Genomic DNA, 20539 nt, shown 5'->3' with positions numbered 1-20539 from the left:
TGACGAAGTCGGCTTCGTCTCCTCTCGCCGCTCGCCCGGACCGACCGCGCGAAAGGACGCGGCCGGGGCTTCGGGATTGCGTCCGGCGGCGTTATTCCAATAGTTGCGCAAGCGCCTGCGCGACCAGGCGGTTGGACAGCAGCACGGGACGGCCCGATGCCTCGGCCACCGCCTGGCGCATGCGCTGCGCATAGCCCATGCAATGCATGACGATCAGGTCGCACGACGCCAGCGCCCGGCCCGCGGCCTCGAAGTTGCGCGCGGCCTGCTGCGCGTCGGGCTCATAGGGCGAGGCATGCACCACCTGCGTCTCGCATTCCAGCGGCACGGCCATGTGAAACGCGTCGACCTGTGCTTGCAGCGGCACCACCAGCCCCACCTTACGGCAGTGCTGCGCGAGGCCCGCGACGAGGTGGTCCACGACTTGCTGCGGCTCCACCACAAGCGTGCGCATCGGCGCGATCGCCGTGCCGGTGCACAGCGGCACCAGGACGTCGTAGCCCTGGCCGTCCGCCTGCCGCATCACGTCCGCCAGGCGCGCCTCGGCGGCGGCCGCGTCCAGTTCGATCTGGGAGCCGTCGCGCATGCGCGTGGCGAAACGGTATTCGCGCGGACGCGGCGCCAGCGCGGCCAGGCCCGCGGCGTCCAGCCCGTCCAGCGCGCCGAACTCATCGATGCGCACGTGCGCGCCCAGCACGGGCGCCATCTCGGGCACGACGTCGCTGCGCGGCGATTGGCCGATGGTGAAGAACGCGACGCGGCGCGGCGTGCGCACGCTCATGGCGTGGCTCCGTCTTCGCGGCCCACGGTCTGCAGGTGCGCCATCGACCCGTAGCGGGCCTGCAGCGCGCGCCATTCGGTGTCGTCGAAGAAGGTCATGGCGCCCTGGCCGTAGAGCTTGGCGATCTCGATGCAGAAGCGCATGGCGACATCCGCGTCCACGGCGTTGGTGACGCCGGTGGCGCAACCGGGCACGGTGGTCTGCGCCGTCAGCGCCACGCCGACCACCGGCGCGTCCGTGACGATGGCCGGCTGCATCAGCGAGTTCACGTGCCACAGGCCGTTCTCGTAGGGCGTGATGTCCTGGGTGGTCAAAGGCAGCGTCACCGGCAGTTCGCCGCTGACCCAGCCCATCACGTCCAGCATGGTCTCGGGGATGCGCAGCAGGTAGCCCTGCTTGGCCACGGGCGTAAGCGCCACGCCGCGCTTGTTGACCAGGCGGTTGCCGCGCGTCGTGTCCACCGACAGGATCGCGTCCATGCGCGGGTCGACTTCGTGCGACATCATTTCGCGCATGGGAAACGGCGAGCGCATCATCGGCACCGGATGATGCGGCCGGGTGCCGGCGCGCGGGCAGATGTGCGTGCGGATGCGGACCGTGCCGGGCAGCACGTCGCCCTGCCGTGCCATCGCCATCAACTTGAGCGCGGCCGCGATCGCGACCACGGCGCCGTCGCTGTCGGAGACCAGGCCCGTCACGGCGGGGCGCGCGCCGATGCCGCCCAGCCGCCCGACGATGCCCAGTTGCGGCGCCGACGCGTCCGCGCCCGGGATGACGATGGACAGGAAATCCGTCGACAATCCGTCGCGCTCGAGGCGCGTCACTTGCACATCGCAATTGCCGGCGTCGCGCAGCACCTGCGCAACCGCCTCGCCCGTGACATGCGCGGACGACAGCAATTCGATGACGTCGATCACCTGCTTCATGCCGGGATCTCCACCGGACCGGGGCGGAACACGCGCGGTTCGCCCGTGCCCAGGAAGAGCGGCGCATCGTGCGGGCCGACCAGGGCGATCTTGTCGCCGCGCACGCGCAGCGCGGCGCCTTCGGGCAGCCCCAGCACGGGCATGGCGGGATTCAGGGTGCAGAACTCCGCCAGGCGCTGGGCGCGGGTTTCTCCGCGATGCCCGGGCGGGTGGGCATTGGTGTAGTGCGGGTTGATCTGGAAGGACACCAGGCCCAGCGCATCGAAGCCCTGCGGGTCCGTGATGGGCATGTCATTGGTGGTGCAGATGGTGGGGCACGTCAGGTTGGAACCTGCGCTCCAACCCAGGTAGGCCGCCCCCGCGCGCACGCGGCGCGCCACGGCCTCGAGCAGACCCTGGCGTCGCAACTGGCCCAGCAGGTTGAACGTGTTGCCGCCCCCGACGATGATGACCGCCGCCGCTTCCAGCGCCGCGACCGGATCCTGCGCGCGGTGCAGGCCCTGGATGTCCAGCCCCGTGTCCGCCAGCGCCGAAGCGACCAGCGCGGTGTAGTCGTCCCAGTTGCGCGTGACGCCCGCGTAGGGCACGAACACCGCGCGGGCGCCTTGCGGCAGGGATTCGATCAGCTCGCGGATGTCGGGCATGGCGTGCACCAGATAACCGGCATCGCTGCTGGAGTTGCTGAGGAGCAGAAGGTTCATGGAAAAGGTCCGATAGGTAAAAGGTTCTGGAAGCGGGTGGCGGGAAGCGGGCCTGAAAGCCGGTCTGGCGCGGCCGATGCCGTCGCGTCCCGGAAATCGGTCAGGTGAGCCAGTAGGGATCGTTGAGCTCGCGGCCCAGCGCCCCCACCTGTTGCAGCACGGATTCGCGCAGCACGGCAACGCGGGCGGCGTCGGCCTGGAACGACACGAACGACAGGCACAGGCCGCGCAGTTCGCCGGTGGCAGGGTCACGGACCGCCGCGGCCACGGCGCCGATTCCGGGCATGGCCTCGTCGATCGCGACGGCGCAATGGTCCGCGCGCGTCCGCGCCAAGCGGTGCGCCAGATCGCCGACGGTGGCCGGGCAGTCGCGCCCTTCGACGGGCAAGGGCTGCGCGGGGTCCGCGCCATACAGGGCCTGGAATTCAGTGTCGGTCAGGCGCGACAGCAACGCCCGCCCCATCGCCGTGCCCGAGGCGGCGCGGCGCGAACCGGGCGGCGACAGCACCTGCACGGGATGCGAGCCGTTCAGCCGCTGCAGCACGACGGTTTCGCGCTGGTTCAGCGTGGAGAGATAGGCCGTCAGCCCGCTGTCGTCGGACAGGCGGGCGAGCACGGCGCGGCAGGCCTCGTCCAGCGGCGTGGCGGCCATGCCGGCGCGCACGGCCTGCGCCAGCATGGCGCCCGGCCGATAGCGGCGCGTGGCCGCGTCCTGGTCGAGCAGCCCGTAATGCTGCATCTGGTTCAGCAGACGCGAGGCCGTGCTTTTGGGCATGGCCAGGCGGGCCGCGACTTCGGTGAAGCTCAGCTCGGCCGCGCCTTCCGCATAGAGGGAAAGCACGCGTTGGACGCCATCGAGAATACTCATGCTTGTTCCATAAAACGGAACATAAGTTCCTTATTAGTGAACAAGAATAATGCAAGCGATGGAAACCGGTCAATACGCGCGGCGCAAGAAAAAGCCCCCTACTCACGGGGGCCTGCATCGGGTGGCGCGGGCGCGGCCTACTTTGTCGCCTGCTCTGCCCATTGCGCCAGGGGCAGCGGCGGTTGCCCGTCCAGGATGCGGGCCAGGACCAGCTTGAATTCATTCCAGCCGCCCCGGTCGCTCGGCCAGACGGAGGGCGTGACTGCCGCCCAGGCGCCGTCCGGCGCGCGCTGGGCCATCTTGAAGCGAAACGTGTAATGCCCGGCCATGCCCATGCGCAGGTCCGAGACCACCAGAGCGTCGCCCACCACGTCATACCGCAGCCAATCGTCCGTGAACCAGCGCAGGCGCTCATGCAGGGGCACGCCCGCCAGGACGCGGCCTGTCTCGGGATTCAGAGGCAGGCGCACCCATTCCGGCGGACCGCGGTCAAAGAGGCTGCTGACCGCTTCGTAATAGTTGCCGTTGCCGTCCTTGGCGATCACGCGCCACACCAGGGTATTGAACGGCATGGGAATGGCGCGCAATTCCCCCACGGTGATGCCCTGTCCCTGCAGCGCGTCGCGTACGCGCTGCTCGGCCGCCATGCGTCCCGCCAGTCCGAACCCCAGGTACGCGGTGCTGAATGCAAGCGTGGCCACCAGCACGCGCCGCGCGGTAAGCGTCATGCCGGCGGCAAAGGCGAACAGGACCCCCAGCAGGAGCGGCACGGTATAGACCGGATCGATGATGAAGACGGCCGACCAGCTTTCCGGCGTCAGCGCGAGCGGCCAGAACAACTGGGTTCCGTAGACCGTGAACGAATCCAGGATGGGATGCGTCACCAGCACCAGCCATAGCGTCAGGAACAACCGGCGCCCGCTGTAGCCCGGGTTGGGCCGGAATTTGCGGATCAACCAGGCCAGCACGATGGCCACGGCGGTCAGCACGAAGACCGAATGCGAAAAGCCCCGGTGATAGGTCATGAGCGATACCGGGTCCGGGTAGCTCATCAGGACGTCCAGATCGGGCACGGTGGCCAGCGCCGCGCCATAGAACAGGGCCCGTCGTCCCTGCACGCGCCCCAGCATCGCGCCCTGAATGCCTGCGCCCAGCACCGCCTGTGTAACTGAATCCATGTTTCTCCAACGTTGAGCCTGCGCCATATGGCCGAGGCGTCTTTCGGCCGGCCGCGCAGGCGTTAACATACCCGATTGCGTTCAGCTAATTTTCAACTTTGCATCCATGGATGAATACATCACCCAGATCGGCCAGTTCATCGAAGCCAATCAGGCCTGGGCCGGGCCGATTACATTCCTGCTCACGTTGGGCGAGTCCATCGTACTCCTGGGCCTGTTCATTCCCGCCACGGCCCTGATGCTGCTCACCGGCGGCCTCATCGGCTCCGGCACCTTATCGCCATGGGGCGTGGTGGCCTGGGGCGTCGCGGGCGCCATCGTCGGCGATGCCCTGTCGTACTGGCTTGGGCGCTGGGCGGGACCGGGGGTGCTGCGGCGCTGGCCCCTCAAGCAGCAGCGGACCGCCGTGGCGCGTGCCCGCCTGTTCTTTTACCGCTACGGCTTTGCGTCGGTGCTGATCGGCCGCTTCCTGGGCCCCATCCGGTCCACCATTCCCACCGTGGCCGGCGTGATGGGCATGACGCAAGCCCGCTTCCAGTTGGCGAACGTGCTGTCGGCCGTGCTCTGGATGCCGCTAATGCTGGCGCCCGGCTACATCACCGCGCGCAGCCTGGGCGCGGCGGAGAACGCCCAGCAGATCGGCATGATGATCGGCGCCGGGCTGTCGGTTTTGCTAGGATGCGGGCTACTCCTCGCCATGGTGCGCAAGCGCCGCCAACCGGTGCGCGTGCGGCGGGGCAATTGATCCGGAGAGCCTCATGGCCATCGATGCCGAGCCCAAGAACGGCGATTTCGCGCGCTATATCGAAGAGCTGACCCGCGCAGGCGGGTCGCCCGGCCACATCGCAAGCCGACGGGAAGGCCGCAGGCCGGCCCAGCAGGCGCCCGCGCCCGTCCCGGCTACGCCGTCCGCCACGCCCGGCTCGCTGTCCGATGCCCCCTGGGGCAATACCGCGTCCCCTGCTCCCCACTCGCGCACCACGCACGCGCCGGTGGCGTCCGTCCCCGGCCAGCCGGACGACGTCACGCTCACGCTCGCCCGGCGCGCGCGCCAGCGCAAGATTGGCGTCGTGCTGATGATTGCCGGCATCATGGCGGGCTGGGCCGCCGCGAACATCGCCTTCCGGGCGCTGCACAGTCCTGAATTCGAATTCGACGAGTTGATGCCCGCACTCTTCCTGGCCTTCTTTGCCTTCATGCTGTTCAAGGCGGCCAGCGGCGCGCGCAATCCGCGCAAGACGCCCCTGGACAAGCTTCCGCCGCTGACGCCTTCGTCGTACCGCAAGGACGGCGGCTGAGGCCCGGGGGGTGGTGCCAGGCGGGGTTGCCAAGCGATGGTGCCAGGCGATGGTGCTAACATTTCCGCCCATTGAACAGCCCCCACGTCTCCCGGAGTGAAAGTGAACAACGTAGTCGGATTGAACCAGGCCCAGGCGGCCACGATGCTGAAGCTGCAAGGCCACCTGAACAGCATGATCAATCCGGACTGGGTCAATGGCGGCGCCCGCTTCCTGCGCGCCGCCTTCGTCGAATCGGCCGAGGCCCTGGAACACTACGGCTGGAAGTGGTGGAAAAAGCAGACGATTGACCTGCCGCAGGTGCAGATGGAGCTGGTCGACATCCTGCACTTCTACCTGTCGCACACCATCGTCGCAGCTGGCGGAGACGTCGAGGCGGCCGCGCGCGCCCTGGTCGCCGATCTGGCCTCGCCCGCCAGCGTTACGCTGGACGGCAAGACCCACGCCCTGGACGCGCTGAACGTGCCCGAGCTGCTCGAGCTCATCGGCGGACTGGCGGTGTGCGGGCGCGCCAGCTTCAAGGTGCTGGAACAGACCATGCGCGCGTGCGAGATGAGCTGGAACGACGCCTACACGCAGTACGTTTCCAAGAACGTTTTGAACATCTTCCGGCAGCAGCACGGCTACAAGGAAGGCACCTACATCAAGATCTGGAACGGCGAGGAAGACAACGTCGTCCTGGCCCGCCTGCTGTCGCAGCAGGACCCGGCCAGCCCAGACTTTGCCGGTATCCTGCATCGCGAGCTGGAAGCGGCGTATTCGCGCCTGTAGGATGCCGTCGGCGGGCGCTTTGGCTTGCGCTTTGGCCCGCCCTTTTTGCCCGCCCTTTTGCCCGCCCTTTTGCCCGCCCCTTCAGCCCGGCGCATCCGGGCCGGCGTTTCCCGCCTACCGCTGGCCGAAACGCGTTTCCCCGAACAACGACTTCAACTCGCGCGGCTGCGACCGCCAATATTGGCGCGGTGCGTCGACCTGGCCGCCCAGCTGGGCCGCGGCATGCCACGGCCAGCGCGGGTTGTAGAGCATGCCGCGCGCCAGCGCGACCATGTCGGCCTTGCCCTGCGCCAGGATGTCCTCGGCCTGCTGCGCCTCGGTGATCAGGCCCACCGTAATCGTCGGCATGCCGATCCGGCGCTTGATCTCCTCGGCGAAGGGCACCTGGTAGTTCGGCCCGACCGGAATCTTCTGCTGCGGCGACACGCCGCCGCTGGACACGTCGATGAACTCGCAGCCGCGCGCCTTCAGCGCCTGCGCAAACGCCAGGGTCTGCTCCAGGTCCCACCCGCCCTCGACCCAGTCGGTCGCCGAGACGCGCACGCCCAGCGCCACGGACGACGGCGTGACCTCGCGCAGCGCCTCAAACACTTCCAGCGGAAAGCGCATGCGGTTTTCCAGCGAGCCGCCATAGGCGTCGTCGCGCCGGTTGGACAGCGGCGACAGGAACTGATGCAGCAGATAGCCGTGCGCGGCATGCACCTCGATGGCGTCGAATCCCAGGCGCAGCGCGCGCTTCGCGCTGGCGACATAGGCGTCTCGCACGCGCGCCAGACCCGCCGCGTCCAGTGCGCGCGGCGCGGGCTCCTGGTCGTTGTGCGGCACGGCGGAAGGCGCCCAGCCCAGCCAGCCGCCGGCGCTTTCGGGTACGAGCTGGCCGCCATTCCAGGGCGCGTCGCTGGACGCCTTGCGGCCGGCGTGCCCAAGCTGGATGCCCAGCTTGATCGGCGAATAGCGGCGTACGGCGGCCACCACCTTGCCCAGCGCGGCTTCCGTTTCGTCGGACCACAGGCCGAGGTCGCCCGGCGAAATGCGGCCATCGGCCTCCACCGCGGTGGCTTCGACGAAGAGCAGCCCGGCGCCCGACAGGGCCAGGTTCCCCAGATGGATCATGTGCCAATCGGTGGCACAGCCTTCTTCGGCGGAGTATTCGCACATCGGCGCGATGACGATGCGGTTGGGCAGGGAAACATTGCCGAGGGTCGTGGGGCTGAACAGGTGACTCATGCGTGGGGCTCCGAAGCGTTGGACGCCACAGCATAGCGCCCGCGAAAGCCGGCACCGCCAATCCCAACGCCCCCGGCAGGGTTAAACCGGGCGGCTACTGCCCCTCGATCACCGAATCCAGGAACTGGCGCGTGCGCGGCTCCTTGGGCTGGCTGAACAGCACCGACGATTCCGCGTCCTCGACGATGTTGCCCTGATCGAAGAACAGCGTCCGGTCCGAGCTGCGTTCGGCGAATTTCATCTGGTGCGTGACGATGATCATCGTCATGCTGCGGCGCGCGGACAAATCGCGCAGGATCTGCAGGATCCCGCCCACCAGCTCCGGATCCAGCGCGGACGTGACCTCGTCGAACAACATGATCTCGGGACACATCGCCAGCGCTCGCGCGATGCCCACGCGCTGCTTCTGGCCCCCGGACAGTTGCGCCGGATAGACGTCCAGCTTGTCGCCCAGGCCAACCATGTCCAGGTATTCCACGGCGCGTTCGCGCGCCTGGCTGCGGGTCATGCCCAGCACATGCATGGGCGCTTCCATGGCGTTGCCCAGCGCCGTCATGTGCGGAAACAGGTTGAAGTGCTGGAACACCATGCCGATCTTGCCGCGCACCTTGCGCAGGTGGTCGGAATTGGGGCCGACGGGGCGGCCCTGCGCGTCCGTCCACATCGACTCGCCGTCGATCTCGATATCGCCGCTGGTGGGCTGGTCCAGCGTCATCAGCACGCGCAGCAAGGTGGACTTGCCCGACCCCGAGGGGCCGATGACGGCCACCGTCTGGCCGGCGGGTATCTCGAGATTGATGCCGCGCAGGACTTCCAGGTCTCCGTATTGTTTGTGCAGATTCCTGATGTTCAGGCTGGCGCTCATCGCTTTCCTCCATATCGTTGCAGGCGGGCCTCCAGGCCGCGCACACCCCACGCCGCGACCAGGCTCAGCGCCAGGAACAGCAGGCCCACCAGGGTCAGGGGTTCGGTGTACCGGAACGTCGACGAACCGATCATCTTGCTTTGCTGCAGCAGTTCGACCACGGTAATGGCCGACAGCAGCGGCGTGTCCTTGAACATCGCCACCAGGTAGTTGCCCAGCGCCGGCACCACGGGCGGGATCGCCTGGGGCAGCACCACGCCCACCGCGGTCCGCCAGCGCGACATGTTCAGGGCCGTGGCCGCCTCCCATTGGCCACGCGGCACGGCTTCGATGCCGGCGCGGTAGACCTCGGCGCAGTAGGTCGCATAGTGCAGGCCCAGCGCCACGATCCCGGTCATGAGCGGCGACATCTGGACGCCGGTCAGGGGCAGCACGTAGAACAGGAAATACATCTGCACCAGCAGCGGCGTGCTGCGCACGAACTCGATGAAGAACGCTGCGGGCAGCGACACGACGCGCAGCCGGGAACGGCGCAGCATCGCAAGCACCAGGCCCAGCGTGACCGCCACCAGCATGCCCAGCACGGTGGCCTGGATCGTGATGACCAGCGCCGACCCCAGCGTGGGCAGGATTTCCAGTGCGAAAGACCAATCGAAAATCGGCGTCATCGGATCCGGACCCTCCGCTCAAGCAGGCGCACGCCCGCGGTGATCAGCAGCGCCACCGCGAAGTACATCAGCAGCATCAAGGTGAAGATCTCGGTCGTGCGCAGGGTTTCGCTGCGCAGCAATTGGCCGCGGAACGTCAGGTCGGTGATCGTGATCAGCGACACCAGCGCGGTGTTCTTCAGCAGTTCGATCAGCAGGTTGCCCGCGGGCGGCAACATTGCGGGCACTGCTTGCGGCAGCACGATGCGCCGCATGATCTGCCGGCGGGTCAGGTTCAGCGCCACGCCGGCTTCGCGCTGCCCGGGCGGAACCGCCCGGATGGCGCCCCGCACCACTTCCGCGCCATAGGCGCCCGCATTCAGCGCCAGCACCACGATGCCCACCAGCATGGCCGGCAACTGCACGCCGAACAGCGGCAGCACGAAGTAGAACCAGAATAGCTGCACCAGCGCGGAGGTGCCGCGGAAGACTTCGACATAGACCGAGGCCAGCCACCGGACGGGGCGCACGGCGGACAGGCGTCCCAACCCGGACAGCAGCGCCAGCGGCACGGCCAGTACCACCGCCCCCGCCAGGATCTGGAGCGTGACGCCCAGCCCCTCAAGGAGCGGCGGGACGAGCTCCGCGATAGGTTCCGAAAAGAACGGCATCGGCGCCCCTTACTGTCCGGCGCAGAGCTTTTCTGCGGTCACGCCCTGGGGCAGCTCTTGGGCGGTGAAGCCGAACGGCTCGACGAGCTTCTTGTGCTCGTCGGTGCCGATGAACTTGGCCAGTTCGGCATTGAAGGCGTCGGCAAACGCCTTGTCATCTGTGCGGAAGGCATAGGCGCCATAACCGCGCACGCCCTTGCCGTCGATCACCGGGTCGGTAAACGGATCGGCCTTTTCCAGCCCGCTGCCCTCTTGCGTCTTGACCATCAGGTCGTTGATGGTGAGCGCGGTCGCCGCGTACGCGTCGGCGCGGCCGGCCTGCACGCCCGACAGCGCGCTGACGGCATCCGGAAACACCACGACCTGGTCCGAGGGGATCTTGACCTTCTCGGCATACTCGCCTTCGATGGCGCCGACCACCACGCCCAGCTTGGCGTCGGGGTTCTTGGCCACGTCTTCATAGCTGTGCAGTTTTTTCGGATTGCCTTCCTGGACCAGGAACGCTTCGCCCACGCCATACGTCGGGTCCGAGAAGGCCACCTGTTTGCAGCGTTCCGGCGTGACGTACATGCCGGCCGCGATGATGTCGAAGCGCTCGGCGGCCAGGCCCGGGATCAGCGAGCCAAATTCCGTCAGCACGCCTTCGACCTCATTGATGCCCATGCGCTTGAGCACCACGCGGGCAATTTCGACGGATTCGCCGGTGACCTTGGCCTCTTTGCTGTCCATGTAGGCGAACGGCGCTTCATTGGCGTAACCGATCCGGATCTTGCCGGCCGCCTTGGCGGCCTCGAGAGTGCTGGTGCCGGTCCCGGCCGCGCCGCCGGCCGCCGCCGAGGTCTTGTCGGCGCCGGAGTCGGAGCAAGCCGCAAGAATGCCCAGGCTCAGGGCCAACAGCAGACGTCTGGAACGGATCAAGGTCATGGAAATTTCTCCCGTATTTATTTCTAGGTACATGGCTTCACTAAAAATAATACGCTATTAAATGATTTCTACACGAATGATGTGTCCGAAAAAAAGCAGGCCTAAGCCTGCTTTTGCCGCCCTTGCCCTATGGGGCGTCAGGACATGTTACGAACTGTAGGGGTATATGGCACCCTTTATTGCGCGTAGGAGAACCGCCCGTTCTTGACCGTGCCCATGACGCGGGCGCGCTCGTCGAACCCCTGGTGGTTGTCCTTGGTGATGTTGAGCACGCCGTTGGGCACCACCAGGTCGCGCGTCTGTTCCAGCGGATCGCGCAGGGCCAGGCGGAACTCCGGCGTGCCGGGCTTGGCGCCCGTCTTCAAGGCGCGCGACACGGCCGAGTCCAGCAGCATCCAGGCGCCGTACGCGTCGCCCGCAAACTGCGTCAGGGTGTTGGGGCCGTATTGCTGCTCGTACTTGTCCGCGAATTCCACGGCCACCTTCTTGACCGGGTTGGAATCGGGCAATTCCCGCGCGACGACGCCGGGCCCCGTCGGGAACAGGGTGCCTTCGACGTCCTTGCCGCCCACCTGCAGAAACTCCAGCGTGCCGATGCCATGCGTCTGGTAGATGGCGCCCGTGTAGCCGCGTTCCAGCAGCGTCTTCTGCGGCAGCGCCGCCGGCGTGCCCGAGCCGGCGATCAGCACCGCGTCCGGCTTGGCCGCGATGACCTTCAGCACCTGGCCGACGACCGAGGCATCGGTGCGCTGGAAGCGTTCCTGCGCCACGAGCTTCAGATCGGAACCGGCCGCGGCCGAGAATTCCTTCCACCAGCTGTCACCATAGGAATCCGCAAAGCCGATGAAGGCCACGTTCTTCAGGCCCTTTTTCTTCATGTCCTCGACCAGGACCGTCGCCATCAGCGAGTCGTTCTGCGGCATCTTGAAGGCCCAGGCGCGCTTGGGATCGGACTGCGGCTCGACGATGACGCTGGAGGCCGCGAGGGCGATCATCGGGGTCTTGGTTTCGGCCAGCACGTCCAGCGCGGCCAGCGCGGACGCCGTGATGTTGGGGCCGACGATGGCATCGACCTTGTCTTCGGAGGTCAGCTTGCGCATGTTCTTCACCGCGCGGCTCACGTCGGTGCCGTCGTCCAGCACCACATAGCGCGCGGGCTCGCCGCCCAGCGTATTGGGCCAGAGCCGGATCGCGTTGTTGGTCTGGATGCCAATGGCGGCGGCGGGGCCCGTGGTGGACACGTCCACGCCAATCACGATTTCGGCTTGTGCGGACAGGGCGGGAACGGCCAGCGCGACGGCGCAGGCGTAGCGGGCAAGGATGCGAGGCATGACTACGGCTCTTGGGAGGAAGTGAAGGAGATGCCGCTATTTTGCCTGATGCGCAAGCGGCGCCTTTTGACCAGATCGGCCTGTTGCGGCGGCCCCGGCGCCGGCCGCGCCCCCCGTTACATCGGCTTGCCGTTGCGTACCGGCTTTTTCAGCGCCCAGGCGGGTGGCGGGCCGTATCATCGACGATGCCGCCTGAGGCAAGGCGCGCCGTCCCGGCGATGGCGCGTCCCCCACCCCGGACGCGCCCGCACGCGGCCGCGTCCCAACCAGGAGTCACGTATGAAGAAAACCGCAACCGCCGCCTGGACCGGCGATCTGAAGACTGGCAAAGGCACGATTTCCACGCAGAGCGGCGCGCTCAAGAGCCAACCCTACGGTTTCAACACCCGGTTCGGCGACACCCCCGGCACCAATCCCGAAGAACTGCTGGGCGCCGCGCACGCCGGCTGCTTCACGATGGCGCTGTCCAACATCCTGTCCGAGGCCGGCATGGTCGCGCAAAGCCTGGACACCAAGGCGGAAGTCACGCTGGACAAGGTCGATGACGGCTTTTCCATCACCGCCGTCCACCTCACCGTCGAAGCCGTCATCCCCGGGGCGTCGGCCGAGGCTTTTGAAGAGGCCGCACGCAAGGCGGAAAAAGGCTGCCCGGTATCCAAGGTGCTGAACGCGAAGATCTCGATGGACGCCAAGCTGAAATCCTGATCACCGCGCCTACGCGCACACAGGATCCGGCCTTTGAGGGGGCCGGATCATTGGCCCGCCCTATCCCGGGCTTGGCCAAAATCAATTTGACGGTCCGCGGCTGCTTCCGGAAGATGAGAACTATTCTCAGGAGCAGCCCATGACCCGATTCATTTACGCGATATCCGGCGGCAATGCCGTCCTGGCGCAGGATGCGCGGGTGTCCGCCAACCTGCGCCGGATGGTCGGATCCGGCATCCTGGTGGCCGTCGGCTACATCGATCCGGGCAACTGGGCCACCGACATCGCGGGAGGCAGCGGCTTCGGCTACGGCCTGCTCATGGTCGTCATCACGTCGGCCTTTCTGGCGCTGGGTTTCCAGGTGCTGGTGTCGCGCCTGGCGCTGGCCACGGGCCAGGACCTGGCCACCCTCACCGCGCGCCACCTGTCGCCGCGTCTGGCCAAGGCGGCCTGGCTGGCCGGCGAGGCCGCGATCCTGGCCACCGCGCTGGCCGAACTGATCGGCGGCGCGATTGCGCTGCGGCTGCTGTTCAATCTGCCGCTGATTGCGGGCGTCGCCGTCACGGGCATCGGCACCTTTGCCGTGCTGGCCCTGACGCGCGGCAACGCCGACCGGCACGAGCGCGTGATCGCGCTGCTGCTGTCGGTGGTGGCGCTGTCATTCGTTTTCCTGCTGTTCAAGGCCAATCCGGCCTGGACGGAAGTGGCGCACGGCGTGACGGAAACCGGCAAGGCGTTGCGCGACCCGCAGGGCTTCCTGATTGCGTTGGGCATCCTGGGCGCCACCCTCATGCCGCACAACCTCTACCTGCATTCCGGTTCGCTGGCGCAACGGGCGCGGGATCTGCCGCCCCAAGCGCGAGACATGGCGATGCGGGTGGCGCGCAACGACACCATCGTGTCGCTGGGCGTGGCCATGCTGATCAATTCGGCCATCATGATCGTGGCTGCGGCGTCACTTTCCGGGTCAGGCATGGTCGTGTCCAGCCTGGACGACGCGCACGCGGTGATTGGACACACGCTGGGCGTGGGCGCGGCAATCGTCTTTGCCGTGGCGCTCTATGCCGCGGGGCAAAGCTCCACCATCACGGGCGTGCTCGCCGGCCGCATCCTGTCGCAGGGTTTCCAGGTGGGCAGCAATTGGTCGGACCGGCGCCGTGCGCTCATGACGCGCCTGGTGGCGGGCGCCGCTGCCGTGGGCCTGCTGGCCGTGACGGGCGGCCAGGATCCCGATGGATTGCTGGTGCTCAGCCAGGTCATCCTGAGCCTGGCCCTGCCCTTCGCATTGGGTCCGCTGGTGGTCCTGGCCTGCCGCAAGGGCCTGATGGGCCGCTACGTGTTGCGCGGCGCCTGGGCATGGGCGGCCATCGGCGCAACCGTGGGAATCATCGTGCTGGATGGGTATCTGCTGCTGGACATCGTGGCCTGAACGAAGCCGGGGCGGGCCCGGCCAGGCACAAAAAAAACGCCAGCGATCAAAGCTGGCGTTTTTTCTGGCGTAGTACTTCAGTGGTACGCGGAAACGACCGGGTGCTGGCGTCGGCCGGCGTCCATGTTGTGCAGGATCTCGCCGACGGCGCCGCCGAATCCGGCCATGCGCACCTTCAGGCGCAACCAGCGCGAGGCCGTGGACGAACCGGACAGGGTTTCCGCCTTGATGGCCTCGCGGATCAAGGACCGCTCCAGCGCATCCGACATACGGGCATTTTTCAACGCGGTATCGCTCATGATTCTCTCCTTGAGAAAGCGCGATGTGGAACAACGTGAATCCATCTTAGATCCGCGTATGCTGCGTTGCAATAAAAAAGCCAAACATTTTTTTCTTCGTTGTGCAATGGGTACAAACACCACCACAACGGTGCATGCGGCACCTGTTTGCGCACCGGTTTTGTGCGGATTAAGCCAAGAATCAGCCAGGCATGTGCGCCTGGATCAGCTTATGGGCCATTTCGGCGACCCTGCCGGCCGGCCCGCCCTGGCCAAACAGCTGGCTTGACACGAAGGCGCCCTCGATCAGCAGCAGCAGACCGTCGGCCAGGGCCTCGGGATCGGACGCGCCCATCCCGGCCGTCATGGCGTTCAACCGGCGGCGCAATTCCTGCTTGTGCGCCACGGCCACGGCACGCGCCGGATGGTCCGAATCCGGATACTCGACCGCCGCGTTCGTCAGGCCGCAGCCGCGGTAGCCGTTCTGGACGGCGCGAGCGGCCATGCCCCTCAGGTACTCCAGCAATTGGGCGCGCGGATCGCCGGGATGGGCAGCGCAGGCCGCGTCAAAGCGCGCCCAGAACTCGGCGTCATAGTCGCGCAGGTAGGTTGCCGCCAGTTCGTCCTTGGACGAAAAGCTGCGGTACAGGCTGGGCTTGGTCACCCCTGCCTGGGTCACGATCGCATCGACGCCGACGGCGCGGATGCCGTCGCGGTAGAACATCTCGCGCGCCGTTTTGCGGATGCGGTCGGCCGCCGGCAGTGGCTTGGCAGCCGAGTTTCCGGTCGCCGGCGCGGAGGTGGGGGGCTGGGTCTTGCTGGCCATGCTCGGCTCCTTTTCTGCGGGATGCGCGCGGCATGCCCGAAAACAGGGTCGCCAAGAAATGCTTGACGATGTTACTGACCGGTACGTACTATGCGCAAACCGCAATACGTACCGGTCAGTCACATGAGTATAGCCCGCCCTCCCTTCCCATTCCGCGACGCCGGCCAGAAATATGCGTTCGTCGTCGTCGGGGTGATTTTTCTGTCGCTCCTGGTGGCCGCAGGGCTGAGGTCCTCGCCCAGCGTGCTGCTGGTGCCGCTGGAGGAAGCCTTTGGCTGGAGCCGCAGCGCCATTTCCTTCGCCGCGGCCCTGGGCATCTTTCTCTACGGCCTGGTGGGACCCTTCGCCGCCGCCGCGATGGAGCGCTTCGGGCTGCGGCGCGTGCTGATCGGCGCGCTGATCCTGATGTCGGCGTCCAGCGCGGTCAGCGCGTACATGACCGAGCCCTGGCACCTGATCATGACCTGGGGCGTGTTCTCGGGCCTCAGTTCGGGCGCCGTCGCCATTGTGATGGGCGCGACCGTGGTCAATCGCTGGTTCGTCAAGCATCGCGGGTTGATGATGGGCTTGCTGACCGCCAGCGCCGCCACCGGCACGCTGGTGTTCCTGCCCGTGCTGGCCGCGCTGGCCTCGTCGGGCGACTGGACGCGCGTGGTCTGGACGGTCGCTGGCGCCGCCGCCGCGCTGGTGCCGCTGGCCTGGTGGCTGGTTCCCGACCGACCGTCCAGCGTCGGCGTCGCGCCGTTCGGCAGCGATCCGCTGGCCCCGCCCGCGCCTGCCGCGCCGCGCACCGGCATGCTGGCGGCCACCTTCGGCACGCTGGCCCGCGCCGCCAGGACGCGCACGTTCTGGTATCTCTTTGCCACTTTCTTCGTGTGCGGCTTCACCACGAACGGCCTGGTCGGCACGCATCTGATCGCGCTGTGCGGGGACCACGGCATGCCCGAGGTGCAGGCGGCGGGCCTGCTGGCCATGATGGGGATCTTCGATCTGCTGGGCACCACGGCGTCCGGATGGCTTACCGACCGCTACGATCCGCGCAAGCTGCTTTTCGTTTACTACGCGCTGCGCGGCCTGTCGCTGATGTACCTGCCCTATTCCGATTTCTCGTTCTACAGCCTGTCGATCTTCGCGATCTTCTTCGGACTGGACTGGATCGCCACCGTGCCGCCGACGTTGCGCCTGACGACCGAAGCCTTTGGCGAACGCGACGCCTCCATCGTGTTCGGCTGGATCGTGGCGGGCCACCAGATGGGCGCGGCCAGCGCCGCGTGGATGGCGGGCGCGCTGCGCGAGGCGCAGGGCAATTACCTGATGGCCTTCGTGATTTCTGGCGCAACAGGCATCATCGCCGCCGTGCTGGCCCTGATGATCGGCCGACGGCGCGCAGTGGCGCAACCGGCCTGAAGCGACGCGGCGCAGGGCGGCAGAGACCGCCCCGCGCCGCCCGGGGTCACTCGACTTCGCCCAGGTACGCCGCGCGCACCTTGGGATCGTGCAGCATGTCGCGCGCGGGACCGGACAGGGTGATCTCGCCCGACTCCATCACGTAGCCGCGGTGGCTGTTCTCCAGCGCCAGCCGCGCATTCTGCTCGATCAGCAGGATCGTCACGCCTTCGCTGGCGATGGTGCGCACCACGTCGAACACCTTTTCCACCATCAGGGGCGCGAGCCCCATCGACGGCTCGTCCAGCAGCAGCAGTTTCGGACGCGCGATCATGGCGCGGCCCATGGCCACCATCTGCTGCTCGCCGCCGGACAGGGTGCCCGCGGCCTGCCTGCGCCGCTCGGCCAGGCGGGGGAACAGCGTGAAGACGCGATCGGTGTCCTGGCGGATCTGCGCCGCATCGCGGCGGACATAGCCGCCCATGGCGAGGTTTTCCTCGATGGTGAGCTGTCCGAAGATGCCGCGGCCCTCGGGCACCATGACCAGACCCTTGCGGACCAGCTCGTGCGACTTCTGTCCGCCAATGGACTGCCCGGCGTAGACGATCTCGCCGCCGGCCAGCGGCACCAGGCCGCAGATGGCGCGCAGCGTCGTGCTCTTGCCGGCGCCGTTGGCGCCGATCAGGCAGACCAGTTCGCCTTCGTCCACGCACAGGTCGATGCCGCGCACCGCGCGGATGCCGCCATAGGACACCTGCAGGCCCCGCAGCTCCAGTAGGGGTTGGGATGCCGTCATGTTGCCTGGCCCTCTTTGTGGATGTTCGGATCCTGGGCGGCCCCGGCGCCCAGATACGCTTCAATGACCTTGGGGTCGCGCTGCACCTGGGCGGGCTTGCCCATCGCCAGGACCTTGCCGTATTCCAGCACCAGCACGCGATCGCACAGGCCCATGACGAGCTTCATGTCGTGTTCGATCAGCAGCACGGTCACGCCGTCCGCGCGGATCTTCTCGACCAACTTGCGCAGCACCACCGTTTCCGATGCGTTCATGCCCGCGGCGGGTTCGTCCAGCGCCAGCAGCTTGGGATCCGTCGCCAGCGCGCGCGCGATCTCCAGGCGCCGTTGGTCCCCGTAGGGCAACGAGCGCGCCACGTCATTGGCGCGGTGCCCGATGCCGACGTAGTCCAGCAGTTCCTGCGCGCGCGCCTCGATGGCGGCCTCTTCGGCGCGCGTGGCGCGGGTGCGCAGCACCGCGCCCAGCACACCCGCGCGGGTGCGCAAGTGGCGGCCGATCATCACGTTCTCGATCGCGCTCAGGTTGGCGAAGAGGCGGATGTTCTGGAAGGTGCGCGCCAGGCCCGCATACGCCACCTCGTGCGGCTTTTTGCCCGTCATGGACTCGCCATTGAAGGTGCAGGTGCCCTCTTCGGGGATGTACAGACCCGTCAGCACGTTGAACAACGTGGTCTTGCCCGCGCCGTTCGGACCGATGAGCCCGTAGATTTCGCCCTGCTCGATGTCGAAACTGACGTCCGACAAGGCCTGCAGGCCGCCGAAGCGCTTGCCCAGGCCCTGGGCTTGCAGCAGTTTGCTCATGCCGCGCCTCCTTGGGTCTTGGTGGCAAGTTCGCGCTTGCGCACCGCCGACGGCCACAGGCCGGCCGGGCGGAACAGCATGACGCACACCATGGCCAGGCCGAAGAGCAGCATGCGGATGCCTTCCGGATCCAGCACCACTTCGCCGAACACCATGTGCTGGACGGGTTCGACCACCGCGCGCAGGAATTCCGGCAGCGCGGCCAGGATCAGCGCGCCCAGGATGACGCCCGGAATGTGGCCCATGCCGCCCAGCACCACCATGCACAGGATCGAAATGGATTCCATGAGCGAGAAGCTTTCGGGACTGACGAAGCCCTGCATCGACGCGAACAACGCGCCCGCCACGCCGCCGAAGGACGCGCCCATCGCAAAAGCCAGCAGCTTGATGTTGCGGGTGTTGATGCCCATCGCCTTGGCGGCGATCTCATCCTCGCGGATGGCCTCCCAGGCGCGGCCGATGCGCGAGTTCTGCAGGCGCACGCACACCACGATGATGATCAGCGTCAACGCGAGCAGCAGGTAGTAGTACTTCTCGGGCCCGGTGAAGCGGATGCCCAGCAGGCTCTGCGTGCGTCCAAACGCAAACTCGCCCACCTTGAACGTATCGATGCGGTTGATGCCCTGCGGCCCGTTGGTGATGTTGATGGGCGCGTTCAGGTTGTTCAGGAAGATGCGGATGATCTCGCCAAACCCCAACGTCACGATCGCCAGGTAGTCGCCTCGCAGCTTGAGTGTCGGCGCCCCCAGCAGCACGCCGAACAGGCACGCCACCGCCAGCGCGATCGGCAGGATGGCCCAGAACGGCAGGTGCAGGCCGAAATGCGGCGACGCCAGCAGCGCCCACGTGTAGGCGCCCACCGCATAGAAAGCGATATAGCCCAGGTCGAGCAGGCCCGCAAAGCCCACCACGATGTTCAGGCCCAGCGACAGCATGACGTAGAGCAACGCGAAGTTCAGGATGCGGACCCAGCTCTGCCCGGCCATGCCGATCACGAAGGGCAGCACCGCCAGCACGATGCCGATGAGGGCGATGCCGATCAGGTTGCGAGTCGAGAACCCGCTGTTTTTCAGGTGCGTGTTCATGCGCGATCCCCCACGCGTTCGCCCAGCAGGCCCGAGGGACGGAAGATCAGCACCAGCACCAGCACGAAGAACGCAAACACGTCCTGGTAATGGCTGCCCAGGAAGCCGCCCGTCAGGTCTCCGATGTAGCCCGCGCCCAGCGATTCGATGATGCCCAGCAGCAGGCCGCCCGCCATCGCGCCGACCAGATTGCCGATGCCGCCCAGCACCGCGGCAGTGAACGCCTTCAGGCCCAGCATGAAGCCCATCGTGTATTGCGACACGCCGTAATACGTGGCGACCATCATGCCCGCCACGGCGGCCAGCGCCGATCCGATCAGGAAGGCCGCGGAAATCACCGTGTTGATGTTCACGCCCATCAGGCCCGCCACCTCGCGGTTCTGCGCCGTGGCGCGCATCGCGGTGCCCAGGCGGGTCTTGTGCACGACGGCCAGCAGCCCGCCCATGATGAGGGCGGCGATCACCACGATGGCGATCTGCAGCGTGCTCATGCGCGCGCCGGCAAACTCAAACACCTGCGGCGACAGCACCTGCGGGAAGTTCAGGTAGTTGCGCCCCCAGCCCATCATCGCGAGGTTCTGCAGGATGATGGACACGCCAATGGCCGTGATCAGCGCCGCGAGACGCGGCGCGCGGCGCAGCGGCCGGTAGGCCACACGCTCGGCCGTCCAGCCCACCGCCATGCACAGCGGCACGGAGACGAGCAGGCCCACGCCGAGCACCACGAAGGCGGAGGCGCCGGGGTCGCCGCCCACCAGCGAAATGGCGACCGTCGTGGCCGCCATCGCGCCGATCATGACGACGTCGCCATGCGCGAAGTTGATCAGCCCGATGATGCCGTACACCATGGTGTAGCCAAGGGCGACCAGGGCGTACACGCTGCCGAGCGTGACGCCGTTAATCAGTTGTTGAATGAAGATATCCATAGGGGCCGCTGAATAAGCCTGGAAAATCGCGGGCGGCAACCAGGGCGCAAAGGCCTGGCCGCGCAACGCGCGCCGCAGCGCCGGACGGCGCCTGCGGGAAGAAGCGGGCGGACCGTGGCG

23 protein-coding genes are annotated in these 20539 nt (G+C 67.2%); 6 read left to right on the top strand and 17 right to left on the bottom strand.

Annotated elements, in window-relative coordinates; all coding sequences use genetic code 11:
• Positions 1-91: 91 nt before the first annotated feature.
• The 5 genes from BXA00_RS21060 to BXA00_RS21040 all read right to left on the bottom strand — a co-directional run bounded on the left by BXA00_RS21060 (position 92) and on the right by BXA00_RS21040 (position 4454).
• Positions 92-781 carry an AroM family protein gene (locus BXA00_RS21060; protein ID WP_076520361.1) on the bottom strand — a complete coding sequence of 230 codons (690 nt, stop codon included), beginning with the start codon at positions 779-781 and terminating at the stop codon, positions 92-94.
• A complete protein-coding gene (locus BXA00_RS21055; RefSeq protein WP_076520360.1) occupies positions 778-1707 on the bottom strand; it encodes a DUF1177 domain-containing protein in 930 nt (309 codons plus the stop codon). The genes BXA00_RS21060 and BXA00_RS21055 overlap by 4 nt, the downstream gene beginning before the upstream one ends.
• Positions 1704-2408, bottom strand: coding sequence for a dipeptidase PepE (pepE, locus tag BXA00_RS21050; RefSeq protein ID WP_076520359.1), 705 nt, complete (start codon positions 2406-2408; stop codon positions 1704-1706). Before pepE ends, BXA00_RS21055 begins: the two co-directional genes overlap by 4 nt.
• Before the next feature lie 100 nt (positions 2409-2508).
• Positions 2509-3276: an IclR family transcriptional regulator gene (locus BXA00_RS21045; protein WP_076520358.1), complete on the bottom strand. Its 768-nt coding sequence runs from the start codon at positions 3274-3276 to the stop codon at positions 2509-2511.
• 137 nt (positions 3277-3413) lie between these two features.
• The gene (locus BXA00_RS21040; RefSeq protein ID WP_076520357.1) at positions 3414-4454 is read right to left on the bottom strand and encodes a metal-dependent hydrolase; all 1041 of its coding nucleotides are present in this window, start codon (positions 4452-4454) and stop codon (positions 3414-3416) included.
• A 106-nt stretch (positions 4455-4560) separates the two neighbouring features.
• Here BXA00_RS21040 and BXA00_RS21035 point away from each other — a divergent pair, with 106 nt between their 5' ends.
• From BXA00_RS21035 to BXA00_RS21025, 3 genes are all read left to right on the top strand, one after another.
• Positions 4561-5199, top strand: coding sequence for a DedA family protein (locus BXA00_RS21035; protein WP_076520356.1), 639 nt, complete (start codon positions 4561-4563; stop codon positions 5197-5199).
• A 13-nt stretch (positions 5200-5212) separates the two neighbouring features.
• Entirely contained in the window at positions 5213-5752 is a 540-nt protein-coding gene (locus tag BXA00_RS21030; RefSeq protein ID WP_076520355.1) for a hypothetical protein, read from the top strand.
• 120 nt (positions 5753-5872) lie between these two features.
• The gene (locus BXA00_RS21025) at positions 5873-6523 is read left to right on the top strand and encodes a dUTPase (protein ID WP_076520354.1); all 651 of its coding nucleotides are present in this window, start codon (positions 5873-5875) and stop codon (positions 6521-6523) included.
• A 114-nt stretch (positions 6524-6637) separates the two neighbouring features.
• Here BXA00_RS21025 and BXA00_RS21020 read toward each other — a convergent pair whose 3' ends face one another.
• The 6 genes from BXA00_RS21020 to BXA00_RS20995 form a co-directional block, all read right to left on the bottom strand.
• Positions 6638-7750: an NADH:flavin oxidoreductase/NADH oxidase gene (locus tag BXA00_RS21020; RefSeq protein ID WP_076520353.1), complete on the bottom strand. Its 1113-nt coding sequence runs from the start codon at positions 7748-7750 to the stop codon at positions 6638-6640.
• A 94-nt stretch (positions 7751-7844) separates the two neighbouring features.
• Positions 7845-8615 (bottom strand): ectoine/hydroxyectoine ABC transporter ATP-binding protein EhuA, encoded by a 771-nt coding sequence (gene ehuA, locus BXA00_RS21015; RefSeq protein WP_076520352.1) that lies wholly within the window; start codon positions 8613-8615, stop codon positions 7845-7847.
• Complete coding sequence (gene ehuD, locus BXA00_RS21010; protein ID WP_076520351.1) at positions 8612-9283, bottom strand: ectoine/hydroxyectoine ABC transporter permease subunit EhuD; 672 nt, start codon at positions 9281-9283, stop codon at positions 8612-8614. Before ehuD ends, ehuA begins: the two co-directional genes overlap by 4 nt.
• The gene (ehuC, locus tag BXA00_RS21005) at positions 9280-9933 is read right to left on the bottom strand and encodes an ectoine/hydroxyectoine ABC transporter permease subunit EhuC (protein ID WP_076520350.1); all 654 of its coding nucleotides are present in this window, start codon (positions 9931-9933) and stop codon (positions 9280-9282) included. Before ehuC ends, ehuD begins: the two co-directional genes overlap by 4 nt.
• Positions 9934-9942: 9 nt before the next feature.
• Positions 9943-10857 carry an ectoine/hydroxyectoine ABC transporter substrate-binding protein EhuB gene (ehuB, locus tag BXA00_RS21000; protein WP_083714297.1) on the bottom strand — a complete coding sequence of 305 codons (915 nt, stop codon included), beginning with the start codon at positions 10855-10857 and terminating at the stop codon, positions 9943-9945.
• A 176-nt stretch (positions 10858-11033) separates the two neighbouring features.
• Positions 11034-12188, bottom strand: a complete 1155-nt coding sequence (locus BXA00_RS20995) for an ABC transporter substrate-binding protein (RefSeq protein ID WP_076520349.1) — start codon at positions 12186-12188, stop codon at positions 11034-11036.
• Positions 12189-12467: 279 nt separating this feature from the next.
• Here BXA00_RS20995 and BXA00_RS20990 point away from each other — a divergent pair, with 279 nt between their 5' ends.
• Positions 12468-12893, top strand: a complete 426-nt coding sequence (locus BXA00_RS20990) for an OsmC family protein (protein WP_076520348.1) — start codon at positions 12468-12470, stop codon at positions 12891-12893.
• Between the two features lie 139 nt (positions 12894-13032).
• Positions 13033-14322, top strand: a complete 1290-nt coding sequence (locus BXA00_RS20985) for an Nramp family divalent metal transporter (RefSeq protein ID WP_076520347.1) — start codon at positions 13033-13035, stop codon at positions 14320-14322.
• A 77-nt stretch (positions 14323-14399) separates the two neighbouring features.
• Here BXA00_RS20985 and BXA00_RS20980 read toward each other — a convergent pair whose 3' ends face one another.
• Positions 14400-14621 carry an XRE family transcriptional regulator gene (locus tag BXA00_RS20980; protein ID WP_076520346.1) on the bottom strand — a complete coding sequence of 74 codons (222 nt, stop codon included), beginning with the start codon at positions 14619-14621 and terminating at the stop codon, positions 14400-14402.
• A gap of 181 nt (positions 14622-14802) precedes the next feature.
• Complete coding sequence (locus BXA00_RS20975; RefSeq protein ID WP_076520345.1) at positions 14803-15426, bottom strand: TetR/AcrR family transcriptional regulator; 624 nt, start codon at positions 15424-15426, stop codon at positions 14803-14805.
• 123 nt (positions 15427-15549) lie between these two features.
• On the opposite strand from BXA00_RS20975, the gene BXA00_RS20970 reads away from it, so the two are divergent.
• A complete protein-coding gene (locus BXA00_RS20970; protein WP_076520344.1) occupies positions 15550-16833 on the top strand; it encodes an MFS transporter in 1284 nt (427 codons plus the stop codon).
• A gap of 46 nt (positions 16834-16879) precedes the next feature.
• Here BXA00_RS20970 and BXA00_RS20965 read toward each other — a convergent pair whose 3' ends face one another.
• Genes BXA00_RS20965 through BXA00_RS20950 form a run of 4 tightly spaced genes read right to left on the bottom strand, consistent with a single transcriptional unit; the run spans position 16880 to position 20341 of the window.
• The gene (locus BXA00_RS20965; protein WP_076520343.1) at positions 16880-17608 is read right to left on the bottom strand and encodes an ABC transporter ATP-binding protein; all 729 of its coding nucleotides are present in this window, start codon (positions 17606-17608) and stop codon (positions 16880-16882) included.
• Entirely contained in the window at positions 17605-18408 is an 804-nt protein-coding gene (locus tag BXA00_RS20960; RefSeq protein ID WP_076520342.1) for an ABC transporter ATP-binding protein, read from the bottom strand. The genes BXA00_RS20965 and BXA00_RS20960 overlap by 4 nt, the downstream gene beginning before the upstream one ends.
• Positions 18405-19493 carry an ABC transporter ATP-binding protein gene (locus tag BXA00_RS20955; protein ID WP_076520341.1) on the bottom strand — a complete coding sequence of 363 codons (1089 nt, stop codon included), beginning with the start codon at positions 19491-19493 and terminating at the stop codon, positions 18405-18407. Before BXA00_RS20955 ends, BXA00_RS20960 begins: the two co-directional genes overlap by 4 nt.
• Positions 19490-20341 carry a branched-chain amino acid ABC transporter permease gene (locus BXA00_RS20950; RefSeq protein WP_369825618.1) on the bottom strand — a complete coding sequence of 284 codons (852 nt, stop codon included), beginning with the start codon at positions 20339-20341 and terminating at the stop codon, positions 19490-19492. Before BXA00_RS20950 ends, BXA00_RS20955 begins: the two co-directional genes overlap by 4 nt.
• Positions 20342-20539: the final 198 nt, after the last annotated feature.

Origin of the sequence: Achromobacter sp. MFA1 R4, assembly GCF_900156745.1 — a bacterium.
GTDB lineage: Bacteria > Pseudomonadota > Gammaproteobacteria > Burkholderiales > Burkholderiaceae_B > Achromobacter.
Note: the sequence above shows the minus strand (reverse complement) of the source record. Positions and strands in the feature narration are given on the sequence as shown.

What these genes read in the sequence shown, in the direction of transcription:
- BXA00_RS21020 (WP_076520353.1), bottom strand. Translation starts at nt 7,750, where the DNA reads ATGAGTCACCTGTTCAGCCCCACGACCCTCGGCAATGTTTCCCTGCCC.
- BXA00_RS20995 (WP_076520349.1), bottom strand. Translation starts at nt 12,188, where the DNA reads ATGCCTCGCATCCTTGCCCGCTACGCCTGCGCCGTCGCGCTGGCCGTT.
- BXA00_RS20975 (WP_076520345.1), bottom strand. Translation starts at nt 15,426, where the DNA reads ATGGCCAGCAAGACCCAGCCCCCCACCTCCGCGCCGGCGACCGGAAAC.
- ehuC (WP_076520350.1), bottom strand. Translation starts at nt 9,933, where the DNA reads ATGCCGTTCTTTTCGGAACCTATCGCGGAGCTCGTCCCGCCGCTCCTT.
- BXA00_RS21030 (WP_076520355.1), top strand. Translation starts at nt 5,213, where the DNA reads ATGGCCATCGATGCCGAGCCCAAGAACGGCGATTTCGCGCGCTATATC.
- BXA00_RS21060 (WP_076520361.1), bottom strand. Translation starts at nt 781, where the DNA reads ATGAGCGTGCGCACGCCGCGCCGCGTCGCGTTCTTCACCATCGGCCAA.
- BXA00_RS20990 (WP_076520348.1), top strand. Translation starts at nt 12,468, where the DNA reads ATGAAGAAAACCGCAACCGCCGCCTGGACCGGCGATCTGAAGACTGGC.
- BXA00_RS20950 (WP_369825618.1), bottom strand. Translation starts at nt 20,341, where the DNA reads ATGGTGTACGGCATCATCGGGCTGATCAACTTCGCGCATGGCGACGTC.
- ehuA (WP_076520352.1), bottom strand. Translation starts at nt 8,615, where the DNA reads ATGAGCGCCAGCCTGAACATCAGGAATCTGCACAAACAATACGGAGAC.
- pepE (WP_076520359.1), bottom strand. Translation starts at nt 2,408, where the DNA reads ATGAACCTTCTGCTCCTCAGCAACTCCAGCAGCGATGCCGGTTATCTG.
- BXA00_RS20955 (WP_076520341.1), bottom strand. Translation starts at nt 19,493, where the DNA reads ATGAACACGCACCTGAAAAACAGCGGGTTCTCGACTCGCAACCTGATC.
- BXA00_RS20980 (WP_076520346.1), bottom strand. Translation starts at nt 14,621, where the DNA reads ATGAGCGATACCGCGTTGAAAAATGCCCGTATGTCGGATGCGCTGGAG.
- BXA00_RS21040 (WP_076520357.1), bottom strand. Translation starts at nt 4,454, where the DNA reads ATGGATTCAGTTACACAGGCGGTGCTGGGCGCAGGCATTCAGGGCGCG.
- BXA00_RS21045 (WP_076520358.1), bottom strand. Translation starts at nt 3,276, where the DNA reads ATGAGTATTCTCGATGGCGTCCAACGCGTGCTTTCCCTCTATGCGGAA.
- BXA00_RS20960 (WP_076520342.1), bottom strand. Translation starts at nt 18,408, where the DNA reads ATGAGCAAACTGCTGCAAGCCCAGGGCCTGGGCAAGCGCTTCGGCGGC.
- BXA00_RS20985 (WP_076520347.1), top strand. Translation starts at nt 13,033, where the DNA reads ATGACCCGATTCATTTACGCGATATCCGGCGGCAATGCCGTCCTGGCG.
- BXA00_RS21035 (WP_076520356.1), top strand. Translation starts at nt 4,561, where the DNA reads ATGGATGAATACATCACCCAGATCGGCCAGTTCATCGAAGCCAATCAG.
- BXA00_RS21055 (WP_076520360.1), bottom strand. Translation starts at nt 1,707, where the DNA reads ATGAAGCAGGTGATCGACGTCATCGAATTGCTGTCGTCCGCGCATGTC.
- ehuB (WP_083714297.1), bottom strand. Translation starts at nt 10,857, where the DNA reads ATGACCTTGATCCGTTCCAGACGTCTGCTGTTGGCCCTGAGCCTGGGC.
- BXA00_RS20965 (WP_076520343.1), bottom strand. Translation starts at nt 17,608, where the DNA reads ATGACGGCATCCCAACCCCTACTGGAGCTGCGGGGCCTGCAGGTGTCC.
- BXA00_RS20970 (WP_076520344.1), top strand. Translation starts at nt 15,550, where the DNA reads ATGAGTATAGCCCGCCCTCCCTTCCCATTCCGCGACGCCGGCCAGAAA.
- ehuD (WP_076520351.1), bottom strand. Translation starts at nt 9,283, where the DNA reads ATGACGCCGATTTTCGATTGGTCTTTCGCACTGGAAATCCTGCCCACG.